Consider the following 15,209-nt stretch of genomic DNA (forward strand, 5'->3'; position numbering starts at 1 on the left):
ACGGACGATGGTGGTCGAGATCAAGAAAGTCGGCGTGATCGGCTCGGGCCAGATGGGCAGCGGCATTGCGCATGTCTGCGCCGTCGCCGGCTTCGAGGTGCAGCTCAACGACATTTCCCGGGATCGGATCCAGTCGGGACTGGCCTCGATCAACGGCAACATGGCCCGCCAGGTGTCCAAGGGGCAACTGACCGAGGACGAGCGCACGGCGGCCCTGTCGCGGATCGTGCCGGCCGAGAGCATGGACGAACTCGGCGATGTCGACCTCGTCATCGAATCGGCCGTCGAGAACGAACAGATCAAGCGCAAGATCTTCAGCCAGCTTTGTCCGCTGCTGAAGCCGGAGGCGATCCTCGCCACCAACACCTCGTCGATCTCGATCACCCGGCTGGCGGCGACCACCGACCGGCCGGAGCGCTTCATCGGCATTCATTTCATGAATCCGGTGCCGCTGATGGAGCTGGTGGAACTGGTGCGCGGCATCGCCACGGAGGACGAGACCTTCGAGGCGGCGCGGGTGTTCACCCGCAAGCTCGGCAAGACCATCGCGGTTGCCGAGGATTTCCCCGCCTTCATGGTCAACCGCATCCTGCTGCCGATGATCAACGAGGCGATCTACACGCTCTATGAGGGCGTCGGCTCGGTCGAGGCGATCGACACGGCGATGAAGCTCGGCGCCAACCATCCGATGGGCCCGCTGCAGCTCGCCGACTTCATCGGCCTCGACACCTGCCTGTCGATCATGCAGGTGCTCTACGAGGGCCTCGCCGACACCAAGTACCGCCCGTGCCCGCTGCTGGTGAAATATGTCGAGGCCGGCTGGCTCGGCCGCAAGACCCAGCGCGGCTTCTACGACTATCGCGGCGACGTGCCGGTTCCCACCCGCTGAGGCGGGCGGGTACCCGCGCAGGTTGCCCGGATTAACCCGTCGTTAACGCTGGTCATGCGAGGGGTGGGAAGGCTCGAACCGGGAGGCTTTCATGTCCAGTGTTGCCGCCGCCATGGTCGGCATGTCGCAGGCGCAGACCCAGACGCAGCTTGCCGCGACCTTCATGAAGCAGAATGCCGATGCCACGGCCGCGCTCGCGGCCATGCTGGAGCAGAATGCCGACTACGCCGCCGCCGTGGCCAAGGCTCCGACGCCGGCGGGCGTCGGCGGCAGGCTCGACATCTCCGCCTGATCTTTTCCACGACCTGCCGGAAACCATCAAGCGCCGGACGCATCCGCCCGGCGCTTGTGTCGTTCGGTTCCGTCGAGCCGGGCGTCTTAGCTGCCGGTCCCTTCGGGATCTGCCTTGCGCTGGGCGTCGATGGCCGCGCGCACCAGGGCCTTGGCATCGTCCGAGGCCCATTCGGCCGGTCCCATCAGCGCGCCGATCTCGCAGCCCTCGCCATCGACCAGCAGCGTCGTCGGCAGGCCCGGCGCGCGGCCGCGCGCCCGAACATCCTGGAAGATCTTCATGCTGGGATCGGCATAGAAGGCGAGGTTGCCGACGCCGATCTCCTGCAGGAAGGCGCGCGGCTTTTCCTCGCCGGTCTGATCGACGCTGACGGCGACCACCTCGAAATCGTCGCTGCCGAGCTCCGCCTGCAATTCGTCGAGCGCCGGCATCTCCTTGCGGCAGGGCGCGCACCAGGTGGCCCAGAGATTGACCAGGACCACCCTGTCGCGGAAGTCGGCGAGGGTGATCGGCTCGCCCGCATCGTTGCGGAAGGCAAGGTCGGAGAGCGCGTTCGGGTTCTTCGCCGGCAGGAAGGCCGCCACTTCGCCGCGGGCGAGCGGCGCGATCTCAGCGGCAAGGCTAGCCGCGGCGCTGCAGGCGCCGGCCTGCTGCCGGTTGCCATCGGCCCCGCCGATCACGTATATCCCCGCCAGTCCCGCCATCAGGGCCACGGCGGCACCTCCGAGAAGGAGCGTGCACCGGGGAGGCCTGGTTCCGTTGGTCATCGATCCATTACCCGTTCCTTAGGGGCGCCAGAAAGGCACGTTCATGAGCAATCGCATGTGGGGAGGCCGGTTCTCGGATGGGCCGGACGCCATCATGGAGGAGATCAACGCCTCCATCGACTACGATCGCAAGCTCTACCGGCAGGATATAGAGGGTTCGAAGGCTCATGTCCGCATGCTTGCAGCGCGCGAAATTGTCGCCGCCGAGGATGCCGAGAAGATCGCTCACGGTCTAGACACGATCCGGTCAGAGATCGAGGCGGGCGATTTCACCTTCTCGCGGGCGCTCGAGGACATCCACATGAACATCGAGGCGCGCCTGGCCGAACTGATCGGCCCGGCCGCCGGCCGCCTGCACACGGCGCGCTCGCGCAACGACCAGGTCGCCACCGATTTCCGCATCTGGGTGCGCGACACGCTGGACACGCTCGACGAGCAGCTCACCGAGCTGCTGCAGGCGCTCAGCGAGCGGGCGCTCGCCCATGCCGGCGACGTCATGCCGGGCTTCACCCATCTGCAGTCGGCCCAGCCGGTGACTTTCGGCCACCACCTGATGGCCTATGTTGAGATGTTCGCCCGCGACCGCTCGCGCATGCGCGATGCCCGCAAGCGGATGAACGAATGCCCGCTCGGCTCCGCCGCGCTGGCCGGCACGTCCTTCCCGATCGACCGGGAGATGACGGCGGCGGCGCTCGGCTTCGACCGGCCGACGGCCAATTCGCTGGACGCGGTGTCCGACCGCGACTTCATCATCGAGGCGCTGGGCGCGGCCTCGATCTGCGCCATGCACCTGTCGCGTCTCGCCGAGGAAATCGTCATCTGGTGCTCGGCGCAGTTCGGCTTCGTCACCCTGTCCGACCGCTTCTCGACCGGCTCCTCGATCATGCCGCAGAAGAAGAACCCGGACGCGGCCGAGCTGGTGCGTGCCAAGACGGGCCGCATCTACGGCTCGCTGACGGCGCTGCTGGTGATGATGAAGGGCCTGCCGCTGGCCTATTCCAAGGATATGCAGGAAGACAAGGAACAGGCCTTCGACGGGCTGCCGAGCCTGTCGCTGGCGCTGGCCGCGATGACCGGCATGGTCCGCGACCTGACCGCCAACACCAGGACGATGAAGGCCGCCGCCGGCTCGGGCTACTCGACCGCGACGGATCTGGCCGACTGGCTGGTGCGGGTGATCGGCATGCCGTTCCGCGAGGCGCATCACGTCACCGGGCGCGCCGTCGGCCTTGCCGTGGAGCGCGGGGTGCCGCTGCACCGGCTGCCGCTGGAAGACCTGCAGGCGATCGAGCCGCGCATCACCGAGGACATCTTCACCGTTCTGTCGGTCGACAAGTCGGTGCGCTCGCGCACCAGCTATGGCGGCACGGCGCCGGCCAATGTCCGCAAGCAGGCCAAGCGCTGGCTGAAGGCGCTGGAGCGCGAGGCGGCGCGGCGTTAGAGACCTGCGGCAGCAAGGCGGGCCCAAGGTCCCGACCCTGGGGACTTGCGGCAAACGCCGCCGCATGCGAGGAAACGGCAGGGGCCGGCCGGGCCGGCCCGCTTCGAACGGACGTCAACAGGAGCGACGCTCACCATGGCGAAAGCTGGCATGTCTCGGGTCCTGAGCGGCGGCGTGCTGATCGCGGCCGTGCTGGCGCTGACGCTGGCCGGCTGCGGCCGTCGCGGCGCCCTCGATCGTCCAGGTCAGGTGGATCCCGCCGTCTCCGCGCCCGGTCAGGCGGCTCCGGCGCAGGCGCCGGCGTCGGCGCGCCCGGACCGACCCTTCATCCTCGACGCCATCATCTGAGACGTCGCGTTTTCATGCCGGCAGCCGGCGGCGCCACCGCCACCGGTGCCCTCTGGTCAGGACAAGGCCTTGCATCACTTCCACTATGTCGATGGCCGGCTGTTTGCCGAGGACGTGCCGGTCGAGACCATCGCCGCCGAGGTCGGAACTCCGTTCTACTGCTATTCCACCGCCACGCTGGAGCGGCACTACCGGGTGTTCAGCGAGGCTTTCTCCGGCATCCCGACGCTCGTCTGCTACGCGATGAAGGCGAATTCCAACCAGGCGGTGCTGTCGACGCTGGCGCGGCTCGGCGCCGGCATGGACGTGGTTTCGGAAGGCGAATTGCGCCGGGCGCGGGCGGCCGGGGTGCCGGCCGACCGGATCATGTTCTCCGGCGTCGGCAAGACGGCGCAGGAACAGGCGCACGCGCTCGACGAGGACATCCTGTGCTTCAATGTCGAGAGCGAGCCGGAACTGGTGCAGCTTTCGCAGGTGGCGAGCCAGAAGGGCCGCACGGCGCGGGTCTCGATCCGCATCAACCCGGATGTCGACGCGCGCACCCATGCCAAGATCGCCACCGGCAAGGCGGAGAACAAGTTCGGCATTCCCTGGGGCCGGGCGCGCGAGGTCTATGCCCATGCGGCCGCCCTGCCGGGGCTGCAGGTGTCGGGCATCGACATGCATATCGGCTCGCAGATCACCGAGCTGGAGCCCTTCGACACGGCGTTCTCGCGGCTCGGCGGGCTGATCGCGGACCTGCGCGGCGACGGCCATGCCATCGACCATGTCGATCTCGGCGGCGGGCTCGGCATTCCCTACCGGGACAACAACGAGCCGCCGCCGCACCCGGAGGCCTATGCGGAGGTGGTGCGCCGGCATGTCGAGCATCTCGACTGCAAGGTGATCTTCGAGCCGGGGCGGATGATCGCCGGCAATGCCGGCATCCTCGTCACCCGCGTCCTCTATGTGAAGCAGGGCGCGGCGAAGACCTTCGTGGTCGTCGACGCGGCGATGAACGACCTGATCCGCCCGACGCTCTACGACGCCTATCACGAGATCCGCACGGTGGTCCTGCCGGCCCCCGACCATCCGCGGGTGACGGCCGACGTGGTCGGTCCGGTCTGCGAGACCGGCGACTATCTCGGCCATGATCGCGACATGCCGGCGGTTGTGCCGGGCGACCTGCTGGTCTTGCATTCGGCCGGCGCCTATGGCGCGGTGCAGGCCTGCAGCTACAACAGCCGGCTGCTCGTTCCGGAGGTTCTGGTGAAGGGCGACGCCCACGCGGTGGTGCGTCCCCGGCCGACCTACGAGGAGCTGATCGGCCTCGACAGGCTGCCGTCCTGGCTCGACGAGAACTGAGCCGCGGGGCGCCTTTGCCCGGCGCGGCCTTGCCAAAGCGGACGAAACGCCCCACCCTAACGGAACGGGGGCGGGTGACCCAAGGGTCGGGCCGCGGAGACAGACAGTGACAGACGCGACGACACCGGCCGGTTCCGGAGCGGAACCCGGCCCAGCCGTCCCGCCGCCGGGCGACGAGGCCCGGCGCGCGCGCGCGCGCCTCGAACGGGCGGTTCTGCGCACGCGCCTGTCGCTGCTTTGGGAGCGGGTCTGGCCGCCGCTGCACTCGGTCCTGATCGTTGTCGCCCTCTATGTCGGCCTGTCCTGGCTCGGCCTGTGGTCGATGCTGCCGTCCTGGCTGTCGGCGATCGCCGCGCTCGGCGTCCTCGCCGGTGCCGTGTACGCCGCCCTGCCGCTCGCCCGTGCCGGTTCTCCCTCCCGCGCCGAAGCGCTGGCTCGGATCGAGCGTGTCTCGGGCCTCAGCCACCGGCCGCTGGCGGCGCTGGACGACCGGCTGTTCGACGGCGGCGAGAGCGCCGAGACGCGGGCGTTGTGGGAGGTGCACCGCCGCCGCGCCAGCGCCGCGCTGGCCAGCGTGCGCACCGATCTGCCGAGCCCGCAGGCCTTCCGCCGCGATCCCTTTGCCCTGCGCGTGCTGGCGGCGATGCTGCTGCTGGTGGGCTATTTCGCGGCCGAGGGCAGCCATCTGTCGCGGCTGTCGCCGTTCGGCGGCGGCGCGCCGCAGGCGGCCCCCGTTGCCGCCCGGATCGATGCCTGGATCGCACCACCGGTCTATACTGGCCGGGCGCCGGTGTTCCTGACCGGGGCGGCGGCCGAATTGCGCGACCCCGGCAAGGCGATCAGCGTGCCGCAGGGCAGCGAGGTGATCGTCCGCGCGCAAGGGGTCGGTGCGCTTGCCGTGCTGCTGGTCACGCCGCAGGAGACGGTGAACCTGGCCGAGGCCGGCGGGGGGAGCGGCGACGAGGGCGCGGCGCCGGCGGCTGTCGCAGGCGGTTTGCGCAGCCGGCTCGAGACATCCGCGGCCATCGAAATCCGCGATGGCGAAGCGCTCGTGCATGCCTGGCAGGTGGCGGTGGAGCCGGACGAGCCGCCGACCATCCGCCTGCTCAACGATCCGGAAGAGCAGCTCAGCGGCGCGGTCAAATTCACCTATCTGGCGCAGGACGACTACGGCATCGTCGGCGCGCGCGCCGACATCCGCCCGGCGCAGCGCCGCAACCAGGACAGCGGCGCGGCGATCCGCCCCCTGGTCGAGGCGCCGAGCTTTCCGCTGTCGCTGGCCGCCGGCGAGCGGCGCACCGGGACCGGCGAAACGATTCGCGACCTGACCAGCCATCCCTGGGCCGGCTCCGAGGTGGACGTGGTGCTGAGCGCCAGCGACCATGCAGGACAGACCGGCTATTCCGAGCCGCACCGCTTCACCCTGCCGCAGCGGCGCTTCGCCAAGCCGCTGGCGCGTGCGGTGGTCGAGCAGCGCCGCAGCCTGGCGCTCGACGCCAATGCGCAGGTGCGCGTGCTCGACGCGTTCGACGGCCTGATGCTGGCGCCGGAAGTCTTCGGCGAGAAGCTGCGGACCCATCTCGGCATGCGCTTCGCCCGTGGCCAGCTCGTTGCCGCGCAGTCGGACGACGAGCTGCGCGATGTCGTCGACCTGCTGTGGGAACTGGCGCTGAACATCGAGGACGGCGACCTGTCGACCGCCGAGCGGGCCTTGCGCGACGCGCAGGAAGCGCTGCGCCGGGCGCTGGAGGACGGAGCGTCCGACGAGGAGATCGCCCGGCTGACGGAAGAGCTGCGCCAGGCGCTGAACGAATACATGCAGGCGCTGGCCGAGCAGTTGCGGCAGAACCCGCAAGCGATGCAGCCGCTCGATCCGAATGCGCAGAACCTGCGGCCGCAGGACCTCAACGAGATGCTGTCGCGGATCGAGGAACTGGCGCGCAGCGGCTCGCGCGATGCCGCGCGCGAACTGCTCGCCCAGATGCAGCGGATGCTGGAGAACCTGCAGGCCGGCCGGCCGCAGCAGATGCCGGACAGCATGACGCAGGAGATGATGCAGGCGCTCAACGAGCTCGGCCGGATGATCCAGCGGCAGCAGGAGCTGATGGACCAGACCAACCGCTTCAACCAGCAGCAGGAGCAGGGTCGTCAGCAGGGCCAGCAGGGTCAGCAAGGCCAGCCGGGACAAATGACGCCGGAAGAGCTTGCCGAGGCCCTGAGGCAGCTTCAGGAAGGGCAAGGGCAACTGGGCGAGCGGCTGCAGCAGCTTCTCGACCAGATGGCCCGCAACGGCATGCCGTCGAACGACGACCTCGGCCGGGCCGGCGAGGAGATGGGCAATGCCCGCGACAGCCTCGGCCAGGGTCAGCCGGGCGATGCCGTCGGACAGCAGGGCAATGCGCTGGATGCGCTGCGGCGCGGGGCGCAGGGCATGGCGGAGCAGATGTTCGGACAGCCGGGGCCGGGCGACGGGCCCGGCATGGCCGGACGCCAGGGCAGCCCGATGGACGAGGACCCGCTCGGGCGGCCGCGCCGCACGGAAGGGCCGGATTTCGGCGACCGGGTGCGGGTGCCGGACGAGATCGACGTGCAGCGGGCGCGCCGGATCCTGGAGGAGTTGCGCCGGCGCTTCTCGGACCCGACCCGGCCGATGATCGAACTCGATTATCTGGAGCGGCTGCTGCGGCGCAACTGAGCGGCGCCTTGCGGGCGTGCGCTGCGATTTCGGGCTCGCGCGGGACAAGCGCGGGCCCGTTGCGTTTCAACGGACGATTGGGGGGAAGAAGGAAGCCGGCGACAGCGCCGGAGCGGGAGACGACGGCTCGCCTCCGTGAAGGAAGGGGCTGCGGCCGAGGCGCAGGCCGCCACGCGGTCAGGCGTAGCGGCGGGTCTCTTCGCGGCAGATGCCGAGCAGGGCATCGCTGACGGCGCGGCGGATTTCCGCCAGCGAGAACGGCTTGGTGACGACGTCGTGGATCAGCGCGTCGAGCCCGTTCGCCCGCTCGCGCTGGTCGGCGAAGCCCGTCATCAGCAGGATCGGCACGGCGGGATAGTCGCGGGCGGCGATCAGGGCGAAGGCGATGCCGTCCATCACCGGCATCTTGATGTCCGAAAGGATGAGGTCGAAGGCGCCCTTTTCCTTCGCCAGCGTCTCGGCCGCCGCCGCACCGTCTTCCAGGGCGACCACGGCGTGACCGTCCAGCTCGAGGGCGCGCTTGACGAAGCTGCGAACGGCTTCGTCGTCTTCGGCGATCAGAATGCGGGCCATGTCCCCCTCCGTTGTTGAACCATCCGCGCGCTAGGCCGGTGCATCCTGGACGACGTAGCCGATGAACGGGAGCTGGCGCCACTTGTGGCCCATGTCCATCCCGTAGCCGACAACGAACTTGTCCGGACACTCGAACCCGACATAATCCGCGGAAATGGCGGTTTTGCGGCGCATCGGCTTGTCGAGCAAGGCGGCGATGCGCACAGAGCCTGCGCCGCGCTCGCTGAGTCGGTCTCGCGCAAAAGCCAGCGTGCGGCCGCTTTCCAGGATGTCATCCACGAGAATCACATCCCGGCCGGCAACATCGCTCTCCACATCGCGCAACACGCGGATTTCCCTTGACTCGGTGCCCGCGCCATAGCTCGACAGGTGGATGAACTCCATCTCCGGCGTCAGGCCGGCCCGATGCATGGCCCGCACCAGATCGGCGGCGAACATGAAGCTGCCCTTGAGCACGGCAACGACGAGCAGCCCCTGCGGCCGCGAGGCCGCGATCTCGCAAGCGACCTCCTCGACCCGGGCGGCGATCGCGGCTTCGTCGAAAAGGGTTCGGATGTCGACAGTGTCGTTCATTGCAGCCTGACCTGGCGTTCTTTGCGCTCCACGAAGCGCACCTGGATGTCCGCCGCCAGATCGGGCGGGGCCGACAGGCGGGTGCGAAACCGCGTCGTGCCACCGACATCGAGCCGGCGCAAGCGCGGTTCCATGGTCCAGGCGTAGATTTCCTGGGCATCCTCGCTGCGCAGGGCGAGGCGAATGGCCGGGATCGGCACCGCTTCCCGCTCGACATTGACGATCGTGCCTTCGATCACCAGCACGATGGCGCCGTCCTCGATCTCCCGGAAGGTGCGCAGGTCGCGGAATTCCAGCCCGCGCAGGTTGACCTCCAGCCCGGCGAGGGCGAACAGGCCGGCCAGATCCGGCATGCGGGCGACGATCGGCGTGCGGAAGGTGACCGCCAGCGCGCACAGGGCGATGGCGCCGAAGAACATCATCGTGCCGACCACCCGGCGGGGACGCAGCCGGCGGGCGCGCTGGCCGATCCTGGCGAGCAGGCGGCCCAGCACCGGCTCGCTGCTGCGCGGCTTGACATAGATCTTCGGCTTGCGGGCGAGGCTTTCGATGTCGACCGGCTTGGCGCTTGCCGCTGCCCCATCCGCCTCGGCCGCCGCCGCGGCTACCGGAAGAGCCGCGGGCTCGACCCGTTTGGCCGCTTCCCAGCCGTCCTCGGCCTGGTCGTCCTCATCCTCCAGACCGTCGTCGCGCGGCTCCGACGCGGCGGAGAAGACGTCCTCGTCCCGATCCGCAGGGTCCTCCTCCCGGTCGTCGCCCCACTGCGCGCCGTCGCTGTCGTCCTCGTCGTCCTCGGCCGGGGAGGCGTCGTCACGGCCGGCCATCGCCGCTGCCGGTTTGCGCGCGGCCCGTGCCTCGGTATCGGCGTCTTCGGGCAGTTCGGTCTCGATGGAGGCGGTGTCCGGATCGGGAAGCGCGTGCCAGCGCGTGCCGCAGCGGGCGCATTTGACGTCGCGGCCCTCCGGCCCGAGGGCGGCGGGGCTGACCCGATAGGCGGTTGCGCAGTCCGGACAGGTGATCTTCATTGTGGACGCGGCCTCGTCTTGCCCGCAAATACCGGCCGGAAAGGCGTATCGACACCCGGAGAGCCGGTTCGCAAAGCGGGTAGTTTCCGGCGAAGACCGTAAACATGCCGCAAACGGCGAAACGATTGATCGTCGCGCCGGCCGCTTTCCGGGTGTTCTGGCTCCATCACGCCTGGATATCGTTAATGAAGCGTTAATGCCGAGGCGATACTGTCCGGCCAATGTCTTAACGAGAGGTTGCCGTGATCCGATTCGAAAATGTCGGTCTGCGCTACGGCATGGGGCCGGAAGTCCTGCGCGACCTGACCTTCGAGATCAGGCCGCAGTCATTCCAGTTCCTTACCGGTCCGTCCGGTGCGGGCAAGACCAGCCTGATGCGCCTGCTGTTCCTGTCGCTGAAGCCGACGCGCGGGCTGATCCGCGCCTTCGGCAAGGACACCTCGGCGCTGAACAAGAGCCAGATCCCGGCGCTGCGCCGGCGCATCGGCATCGTCTTCCAGGATTTCCGCCTGCTCGATCACCTGACGACCTACGAGAATGTCGCCCTGCCGCTGCGCGTCATCGGCCAGGAGGAAAGCCAATACCGCTCCGACGTGGTGGAACTGCTGAAATGGGTGGGGCTCGGCGAGCGCATGCATGTGCTGCCGCCGGTGCTCTCGGGCGGCGAGAAGCAGCGCGCGGCGATCGCCAGGGCGCTGATCACCCGGCCGGAGATGTTGCTGGCGGACGAGCCGACGGGCAATGTGGATCCGCCGCTGGCGCGGCGGCTGCTGCGGCTGTTCATCGAGCTGAACCGGCTCGGCACCTCGGTGGTGATCGCCACGCACGACCTCGCCCTGATGGACCAGGTCGACGCGCGGCGCATGGAGCTGGGCGAAGGACGGTTGCAGATCCATGACTGACGACGACAGGACCCAGAGGGCCGGGCGCGGCCCCCGTCCGGCCGCTGGCCGGCCAGCCGCCCCGCGCCGGGCAAAGGCCGCACCCAAGGCACGCAAGCGCGGCGCCGCCGGCGAGCTGCGCCCCTCCGCCCCGATCGTGCCGCCGCAGGCGGTCGCGGGGCGCGCGCTGACGCTGGTGGTGGCGATCATGAGCTTCCTCGCCTGCCTGACCATCGGCGCGGTGACCGTCATTCACGAGGCGGCCAGCGCCTGGTCCAACGACCTCCTGCGCGAGGTGACGATCCAGATCCGCCCGGCGGAAGGCGTCGACATGCTGCGCGAGATCGAGAAGGCGACGGCGGCGGCACGGGCCCAGGCCGGCGTCGGCACGGTGCGGGCGCTGTCCGACCAGGAGACGCGAAACCTGCTGCAGCCCTGGCTCGGCGCCGGGCTCGACCTGGAGAGCCTGCCGGTGCCGCGGCTGATCCAGGTGCAGGTGGCGGCGCCGGCGGCGTTCGACCTCGGCGCGCTGCGCCTGGCGGTCAGCGCCGAGGTGCGCGGGGCGAGCGTCGACGATCACAGCCTGTGGACCAGCCGGCTTGCGGCCATGGCCAATGCGGTGGTGCTGGGCGGCATCGCCGTGCTGCTGCTGGTGCTTGGCTCGATGGTGCTGTCGGTCGTCTTCGCGACGCGGGCGGCGATGGCCGGCAATCGCGACGTGGTCGAGGTGCTGCATTTCGTCGGCGCGGAGGACAGTTTCGTCGCCCGCGAGTTCCAGCGCCACTTCCTGCTGCTCGGCCTGCAGGGCGGGCTGGCCGGCGGCGTCGCCGCCTGTCTGGTCTTTCTCGTCCTCGGCTTCCTGGCGGACGAGCGCAGCGGCCTGCAGGGCCTTGCCCGCTCGATGGACATGTTCGGCGGCGTGTCGGTCGGCGTCGGCGGCTATCTCGGCGTGCTGGCGATCATCTTCCTCGTCACCGTGCTGACGGCGGCGACCTCGCGCCTTGCGGTGCGCGCGCATCTGCGACGGATCGAGTAGCGGAGCGGCGCCGCTCCGCAAACGAAAAGCTCCCAAATAAAACCTCAAACAAAAACCCCGGAACCTGAGGCTCCGGGGTTTTCGCATTCGGCAGATGACAGATCCGGGCGCGGGCGCCGGACCTTGAGCGTCTTATTCGGCGCTCTCGCTGGCAGCGGCGGCCTGCTCGGCCTCCTTCGCGGCCTTGGCGGCGGCGACGTCGGCCTTGACCTCGTCGTTCAGACGACGGGCGCGCACGTTGGTCGCCTCGACGATACGGGCCGACTTGCCGCGACGGCCGCGCAGGTAATAGAGCTTGGCGCGACGCACCTTGCCGCGGCGCACGACCTCGACGCCCTCGAGCATCGGCGAGAAGATCGGGAACACGCGCTCCACACCTTCGCCATAGGAGATCTTGCGGACGGTGAAGTTCTCGTTGATGCCGCCGCCGGAACGGGCGATGCACACGCCCTCATAGGCCTGGGTACGGGTGCGGTTGCCTTCCGTCACGCGGACGTTGACGCGGATCGTGTCGCCGGGAGAGAAGCTCGGCAGCTTGCGCTGGGCTTCGACCTTCGCCATTTCCTCGGCATTGAGCTGTTCGATGATGTTCATGGCACTGCCTTTTGGTTCGTCTCGGTCAGAGCGTCCGCTGACGGTCGAGCCGCAGGGGCGAATTCACCGGGTTTTGGCCAGGCCGGACAGGTCCGGCCACGGAATTCGACCGGGGCCGCCGCGCTCGCGAGATGCGGTGCCCCCGCGCCCGCGATCCGGGGCAAAGGCAAACGACAATCGTCACGGCTTGCGCCGGCAGGCGCCCGAGTGGCCGCTGTCTAGCGCAACTCACAGCGTTTGTCATGCCCTTTTGCGCCCGTTCGGCGCAGAAACCCGCGCCTCACTCGCCCGTATGGCGCTGCCACAGGTCGGGCCGGCGCTCGCGGGTCAGCCGCTCGGCCTCCTCCCGGCGCCAGCGATCGATGCGGGCGTGATCGCCCGAGGTCAGCACCTCGGGAATGCCGGCGCCCTCGAACTCGCGCGGGCGGGTGTAGTGCGGATGCTCCAGCAGGCCGGTCTCGAAGCTCTCGAAAGCGCCGCTCTCGGCATTGCCCATGACGCCGGGCAGCAGGCGGACCACCGCGTCGAGCAGGACCATGGCGGCGAGTTCGCCGCCGGAGAGGATGTAGTCGCCGATCGACACTTCCTCCAGACCTCGCGCCTCGATCACCCGCTGGTCCACCCCCTCGAAGCGGCCGCAGACGATCACCGCACCGGGGCCCTGCGCCAGCTCGCGGACCCGGCCCTGGTCGAGCGGACGGCCGCGCGGGCTCATCAACAGGCGCGGCCGCGGATCGCCGGCGGGGCTCGCCGCATCGATGGCAAGGGCGAGGATGTCGGCGCGCAGCACCATGCCGGCACCGCCGCCGGCGGGGGTGTCGTCGACGGAGCGGTGACGATCGGTGGCGTGATCGCGGATCTGGTGCAGCTCCAGATCCCAGTCGCCGCGCTCCAGCGCCCGCCCGGCCAGCGAGGTGCCGAGCGGACCTGGAAACATCTCCGGATAGAGGCTGAGGATCGACGCCCGGAACGCCATCGTTTGCTCCTTAGATGTGGTGGACCTGGTTGCGCGGCCATATTGTTGGCCGGATTTGCGCCGATGCACGGAGTGTTGCCGTCACTGGATGCGTTGCCGTCGCTTGATGAGCGGGGCAACCCCCGCTTAAGGCTTTCCCGCGCAGCAAGGAAGGCGCAATCCCCGGAGATCTTCATGCCGCAGCCGGTTGCCCGCCTTGTCGATCTCGTTCGCTCCCTGGCGCGGCGGCACTATCTCGACCTGTCGCCGGCCCGGGTGTGGCCGCTGGCCCTGCTCGTCGCCTACGGGATCTTCGCCGGTTTCATCTCCAATCCGGGCATCGACCACCCTTTCGACAAGCTGCAGCACCTGGTTTTCTTCGGGCTTCTGACCCTGGCGGTGCATGCGGTCTTCTGTTGCCGGCTGCGGATTTCGGCCGCCGTCGCCACCGGGCTGGGATTGGCCGGGGAACTGGTGCAGTCGCTGTTTCCCCACCGGGAATTCTCGCTGGGCGACATCGCCGCGAACCTGATCGGCGTCGCTCTTGTCGTCGCCGCCATCGCGCTGCTGCGCTCGCAGAGGAGAGCCGCCCTTGCCGGCGGCAGGGCGCCTGCCCCGGAGCCGGACGAGACGGCTGAGGCCCCGCAGGCTCAGTCCACCGTGTCCCCGTCCCCGTCCCCGTCGTCGTCCGCGTCGCGCGCACCGTCGTCCCGAGCCTCGTCGTCATCCGTGCTTTCGGGCACGACGACGGTCACCTTGCCGGCGGCCAGGTCGATCTCCGGCACCGCCTCGCGGGTGAAGGGCACGTAGAAGGACGCCGTCCCTTGCGGGCGGATCTCGACCAGCGTGCCGGCGCCGAAATCGGGCAGCGCGACAATCCTGCCGATGGTCTCCCCCTCCGGCGAGACCGCTTCGAGGCCGAGCAGGTCGGTGTGGTAGAACTCGTCGTCGTCCTGGAGTTCCGGCAGGGCGTCGCGCGGGACGTAGAGATCGAGGCCGTTCAGCGCCTCGGCGGCGGTGCGGTCGTCGATCCCTTCGAAGCGGGTCACCACCATCGCCTTTTGCAGGCGCGCGGATGTCACCACCAGCCGGCGCTTGCCGTCGGCGGTCTCCAGCGGTCCATAGTCGCAGAAGGACAGGGGATCGTCGCCGAACGGCTTGACGCGAACCTCGCCGCGCACGCCATGGGCGGCGCCGATCCGGGCAATCAGAATGCGATCCTTGCTCACGCGGCCGTGCTCCTGACGGGGAGGGCGGGTGTGCAGTCCCCGGGTGGTATCCGGTTCAGGGTCGGGACCTGAGGGCCCCGGCGGATCCGCGCCGGGAGGGCGCGGATCCTGAAGGTGCTCGAAGGGCCGTGCCGATTACTCGGCAGCAGCTTCCTCGCCGCCGCCGGCAGCCTCGGCAGCCGCCGCAGCGGCCTCTTCGGCAGCCTGGCGCTTGGCAGCGAGACGCTCCTTGGCCTTGGTGCCCGGCTCGGCCTTCTTCGGGTTGCTGCGGGCCTCGCGGCTCAGCACGCCGGCGGCATCGAGGAAGCGCAGGACGCGGTCGGTCGGCAGGGCGCCGTGGCTCATCCAGTGCTGGATGCGCTCGACGTCGAGGACGATGCGGTCGGCATTGTCCTTCGGCAGCATCGGGTTGTAGAGGCCGACCTTCTCGATGAAGCGGCCGTCGCGCGGCGAGCGGACGTCGGCAACAACGATGCGGTAGAACGGACGCTTCTTGGCGCCGCCGCGGGCAAGACGAATTTTCAGGGCCATGGTAGTCTCCTTTGGTACTTCAGTGCGACGCCGGGT

Annotated in this window: 16 protein-coding genes; 8 read left to right on the forward strand and 8 right to left on the reverse strand. The window is 69.3% G+C overall.

Features of this window, described 5'->3' with window-relative positions; all coding sequences use genetic code 11:
• The first annotated feature begins 7 nt into the window (after window positions 1-7).
• Entirely contained in the window at window positions 8-889 is an 882-nt protein-coding gene (locus P2PM1_RS17755; protein ID WP_186387561.1) for a 3-hydroxybutyryl-CoA dehydrogenase, read from the forward strand.
• Between the two features lie 91 nt (window positions 890-980).
• Window positions 981-1,181: a hypothetical protein gene (locus tag P2PM1_RS17760; RefSeq protein ID WP_186387560.1), complete on the forward strand. Its 201-nt coding sequence runs from the start codon at window positions 981-983 to the stop codon at window positions 1,179-1,181.
• An 86-nt stretch (window positions 1,182-1,267) separates the two neighbouring features.
• On the opposite strand, the gene P2PM1_RS17765 is transcribed toward P2PM1_RS17760, so the two are convergent.
• A complete protein-coding gene (locus tag P2PM1_RS17765) occupies window positions 1,268-1,885 on the reverse strand; it encodes a TlpA disulfide reductase family protein (RefSeq protein WP_244301565.1) in 618 nt (205 codons plus the stop codon).
• 106 nt (window positions 1,886-1,991) lie between these two features.
• Here P2PM1_RS17765 and argH point away from each other — a divergent pair, with 106 nt between their 5' ends.
• From argH to P2PM1_RS17785, 4 genes are all read left to right on the forward strand, one after another.
• Window positions 1,992-3,389 carry an argininosuccinate lyase gene (gene argH / locus P2PM1_RS17770; RefSeq protein ID WP_186399955.1) on the forward strand — a complete coding sequence of 466 codons (1,398 nt, stop codon included), beginning with the start codon at window positions 1,992-1,994 and terminating at the stop codon, window positions 3,387-3,389.
• 150 nt (window positions 3,390-3,539) lie between these two features.
• Entirely contained in the window at window positions 3,540-3,737 is a 198-nt protein-coding gene (locus tag P2PM1_RS17775; RefSeq protein WP_186387557.1) for a lipoprotein, read from the forward strand.
• A 69-nt stretch (window positions 3,738-3,806) separates the two neighbouring features.
• The gene (gene lysA / locus P2PM1_RS17780) at window positions 3,807-5,081 is read left to right on the forward strand and encodes a diaminopimelate decarboxylase (protein WP_186399956.1); all 1,275 of its coding nucleotides are present in this window, start codon (window positions 3,807-3,809) and stop codon (window positions 5,079-5,081) included.
• 106 nt (window positions 5,082-5,187) lie between these two features.
• Window positions 5,188-7,776 carry a TIGR02302 family protein gene (locus P2PM1_RS17785; RefSeq protein ID WP_186399957.1) on the forward strand — a complete coding sequence of 863 codons (2,589 nt, stop codon included), beginning with the start codon at window positions 5,188-5,190 and terminating at the stop codon, window positions 7,774-7,776.
• Between the two features lie 177 nt (window positions 7,777-7,953).
• On the opposite strand, the gene P2PM1_RS17790 is transcribed toward P2PM1_RS17785, so the two are convergent.
• The 3 genes from P2PM1_RS17790 to P2PM1_RS17800 are packed head-to-tail and all read right to left on the reverse strand — an operon-like array spanning window position 7,954 to window position 9,947.
• Window positions 7,954-8,349 (reverse strand): response regulator, encoded by a 396-nt coding sequence (locus P2PM1_RS17790; RefSeq protein ID WP_186387554.1) that lies wholly within the window; start codon window positions 8,347-8,349, stop codon window positions 7,954-7,956.
• Window positions 8,350-8,379: 30 nt separating this feature from the next.
• Complete coding sequence (gene hpt / locus P2PM1_RS17795; protein WP_186399958.1) at window positions 8,380-8,922, reverse strand: hypoxanthine phosphoribosyltransferase; 543 nt, start codon at window positions 8,920-8,922, stop codon at window positions 8,380-8,382.
• Window positions 8,919-9,947: an MJ0042-type zinc finger domain-containing protein gene (locus P2PM1_RS17800; protein ID WP_186387552.1), complete on the reverse strand. Its 1,029-nt coding sequence runs from the start codon at window positions 9,945-9,947 to the stop codon at window positions 8,919-8,921. The genes hpt and P2PM1_RS17800 overlap by 4 nt, the downstream gene beginning before the upstream one ends.
• Window positions 9,948-10,189: 242 nt before the next feature.
• Here P2PM1_RS17800 and ftsE point away from each other — a divergent pair, with 242 nt between their 5' ends.
• Window positions 10,190-10,849: a cell division ATP-binding protein FtsE gene (gene ftsE, locus P2PM1_RS17805; RefSeq protein WP_186387551.1), complete on the forward strand. Its 660-nt coding sequence runs from the start codon at window positions 10,190-10,192 to the stop codon at window positions 10,847-10,849.
• Window positions 10,842-11,864, forward strand: coding sequence for an ABC transporter permease (locus tag P2PM1_RS17810; RefSeq protein ID WP_186387550.1), 1,023 nt, complete (start codon window positions 10,842-10,844; stop codon window positions 11,862-11,864). The genes ftsE and P2PM1_RS17810 overlap by 8 nt, the downstream gene beginning before the upstream one ends.
• A 132-nt stretch (window positions 11,865-11,996) precedes the next feature.
• Here P2PM1_RS17810 and rplS read toward each other — a convergent pair whose 3' ends face one another.
• The 4 genes from rplS to rpsP all read right to left on the reverse strand — a co-directional run bounded on the left by rplS (window position 11,997) and on the right by rpsP (window position 15,173).
• Entirely contained in the window at window positions 11,997-12,458 is a 462-nt protein-coding gene (rplS, locus tag P2PM1_RS17815; protein ID WP_208984349.1) for a 50S ribosomal protein L19, read from the reverse strand.
• Window positions 12,459-12,738: 280 nt separating this feature from the next.
• Window positions 12,739-13,434 carry a tRNA (guanosine(37)-N1)-methyltransferase TrmD gene (gene trmD, locus P2PM1_RS17820; RefSeq protein ID WP_186399959.1) on the reverse strand — a complete coding sequence of 232 codons (696 nt, stop codon included), beginning with the start codon at window positions 13,432-13,434 and terminating at the stop codon, window positions 12,739-12,741.
• Window positions 13,435-14,063: 629 nt separating this feature from the next.
• The gene (gene rimM / locus P2PM1_RS17825; RefSeq protein ID WP_186399960.1) at window positions 14,064-14,642 is read right to left on the reverse strand and encodes a ribosome maturation factor RimM; all 579 of its coding nucleotides are present in this window, start codon (window positions 14,640-14,642) and stop codon (window positions 14,064-14,066) included.
• Between the two features lie 135 nt (window positions 14,643-14,777).
• Entirely contained in the window at window positions 14,778-15,173 is a 396-nt protein-coding gene (rpsP, locus tag P2PM1_RS17830) for a 30S ribosomal protein S16 (protein WP_186387547.1), read from the reverse strand.
• Window positions 15,174-15,209 lie beyond the last annotated feature (36 nt).

Source organism: Stappia sp. P2PMeth1 (assembly GCF_900185735.1).
Classification (GTDB): Bacteria; Pseudomonadota; Alphaproteobacteria; order Rhizobiales; family Stappiaceae; genus Stappia.

Excerpts from the sequence above, each read along its gene's own strand:
- P2PM1_RS17755 (WP_186387561.1), top strand. The coding sequence starts at position 8 with ATGGTGGTCGAGATCAAGAAAGTCGGCGTGATCGGCTCGGGCCAGATG.
- P2PM1_RS17760 (WP_186387560.1), top strand. The coding sequence starts at position 981 with ATGTCCAGTGTTGCCGCCGCCATGGTCGGCATGTCGCAGGCGCAGACC.
- P2PM1_RS17765 (WP_244301565.1), bottom strand. The coding sequence starts at position 1,885 with ATGGCGGGACTGGCGGGGATATACGTGATCGGCGGGGCCGATGGCAAC.
- argH (WP_186399955.1), top strand. The coding sequence starts at position 1,992 with ATGAGCAATCGCATGTGGGGAGGCCGGTTCTCGGATGGGCCGGACGCC.
- P2PM1_RS17775 (WP_186387557.1), top strand. The coding sequence starts at position 3,540 with ATGTCTCGGGTCCTGAGCGGCGGCGTGCTGATCGCGGCCGTGCTGGCG.
- P2PM1_RS17790 (WP_186387554.1), bottom strand. The coding sequence starts at position 8,349 with ATGGCCCGCATTCTGATCGCCGAAGACGACGAAGCCGTTCGCAGCTTC.
- hpt (WP_186399958.1), bottom strand. The coding sequence starts at position 8,922 with ATGAACGACACTGTCGACATCCGAACCCTTTTCGACGAAGCCGCGATC.
- P2PM1_RS17800 (WP_186387552.1), bottom strand. The coding sequence starts at position 9,947 with ATGAAGATCACCTGTCCGGACTGCGCAACCGCCTATCGGGTCAGCCCC.
- P2PM1_RS17810 (WP_186387550.1), top strand. The coding sequence starts at position 10,842 with ATGACTGACGACGACAGGACCCAGAGGGCCGGGCGCGGCCCCCGTCCG.
- rplS (WP_208984349.1), bottom strand. The coding sequence starts at position 12,458 with ATGAACATCATCGAACAGCTCAATGCCGAGGAAATGGCGAAGGTCGAA.
- trmD (WP_186399959.1), bottom strand. The coding sequence starts at position 13,434 with ATGGCGTTCCGGGCGTCGATCCTCAGCCTCTATCCGGAGATGTTTCCA.
- rpsP (WP_186387547.1), bottom strand. The coding sequence starts at position 15,173 with ATGGCCCTGAAAATTCGTCTTGCCCGCGGCGGCGCCAAGAAGCGTCCG.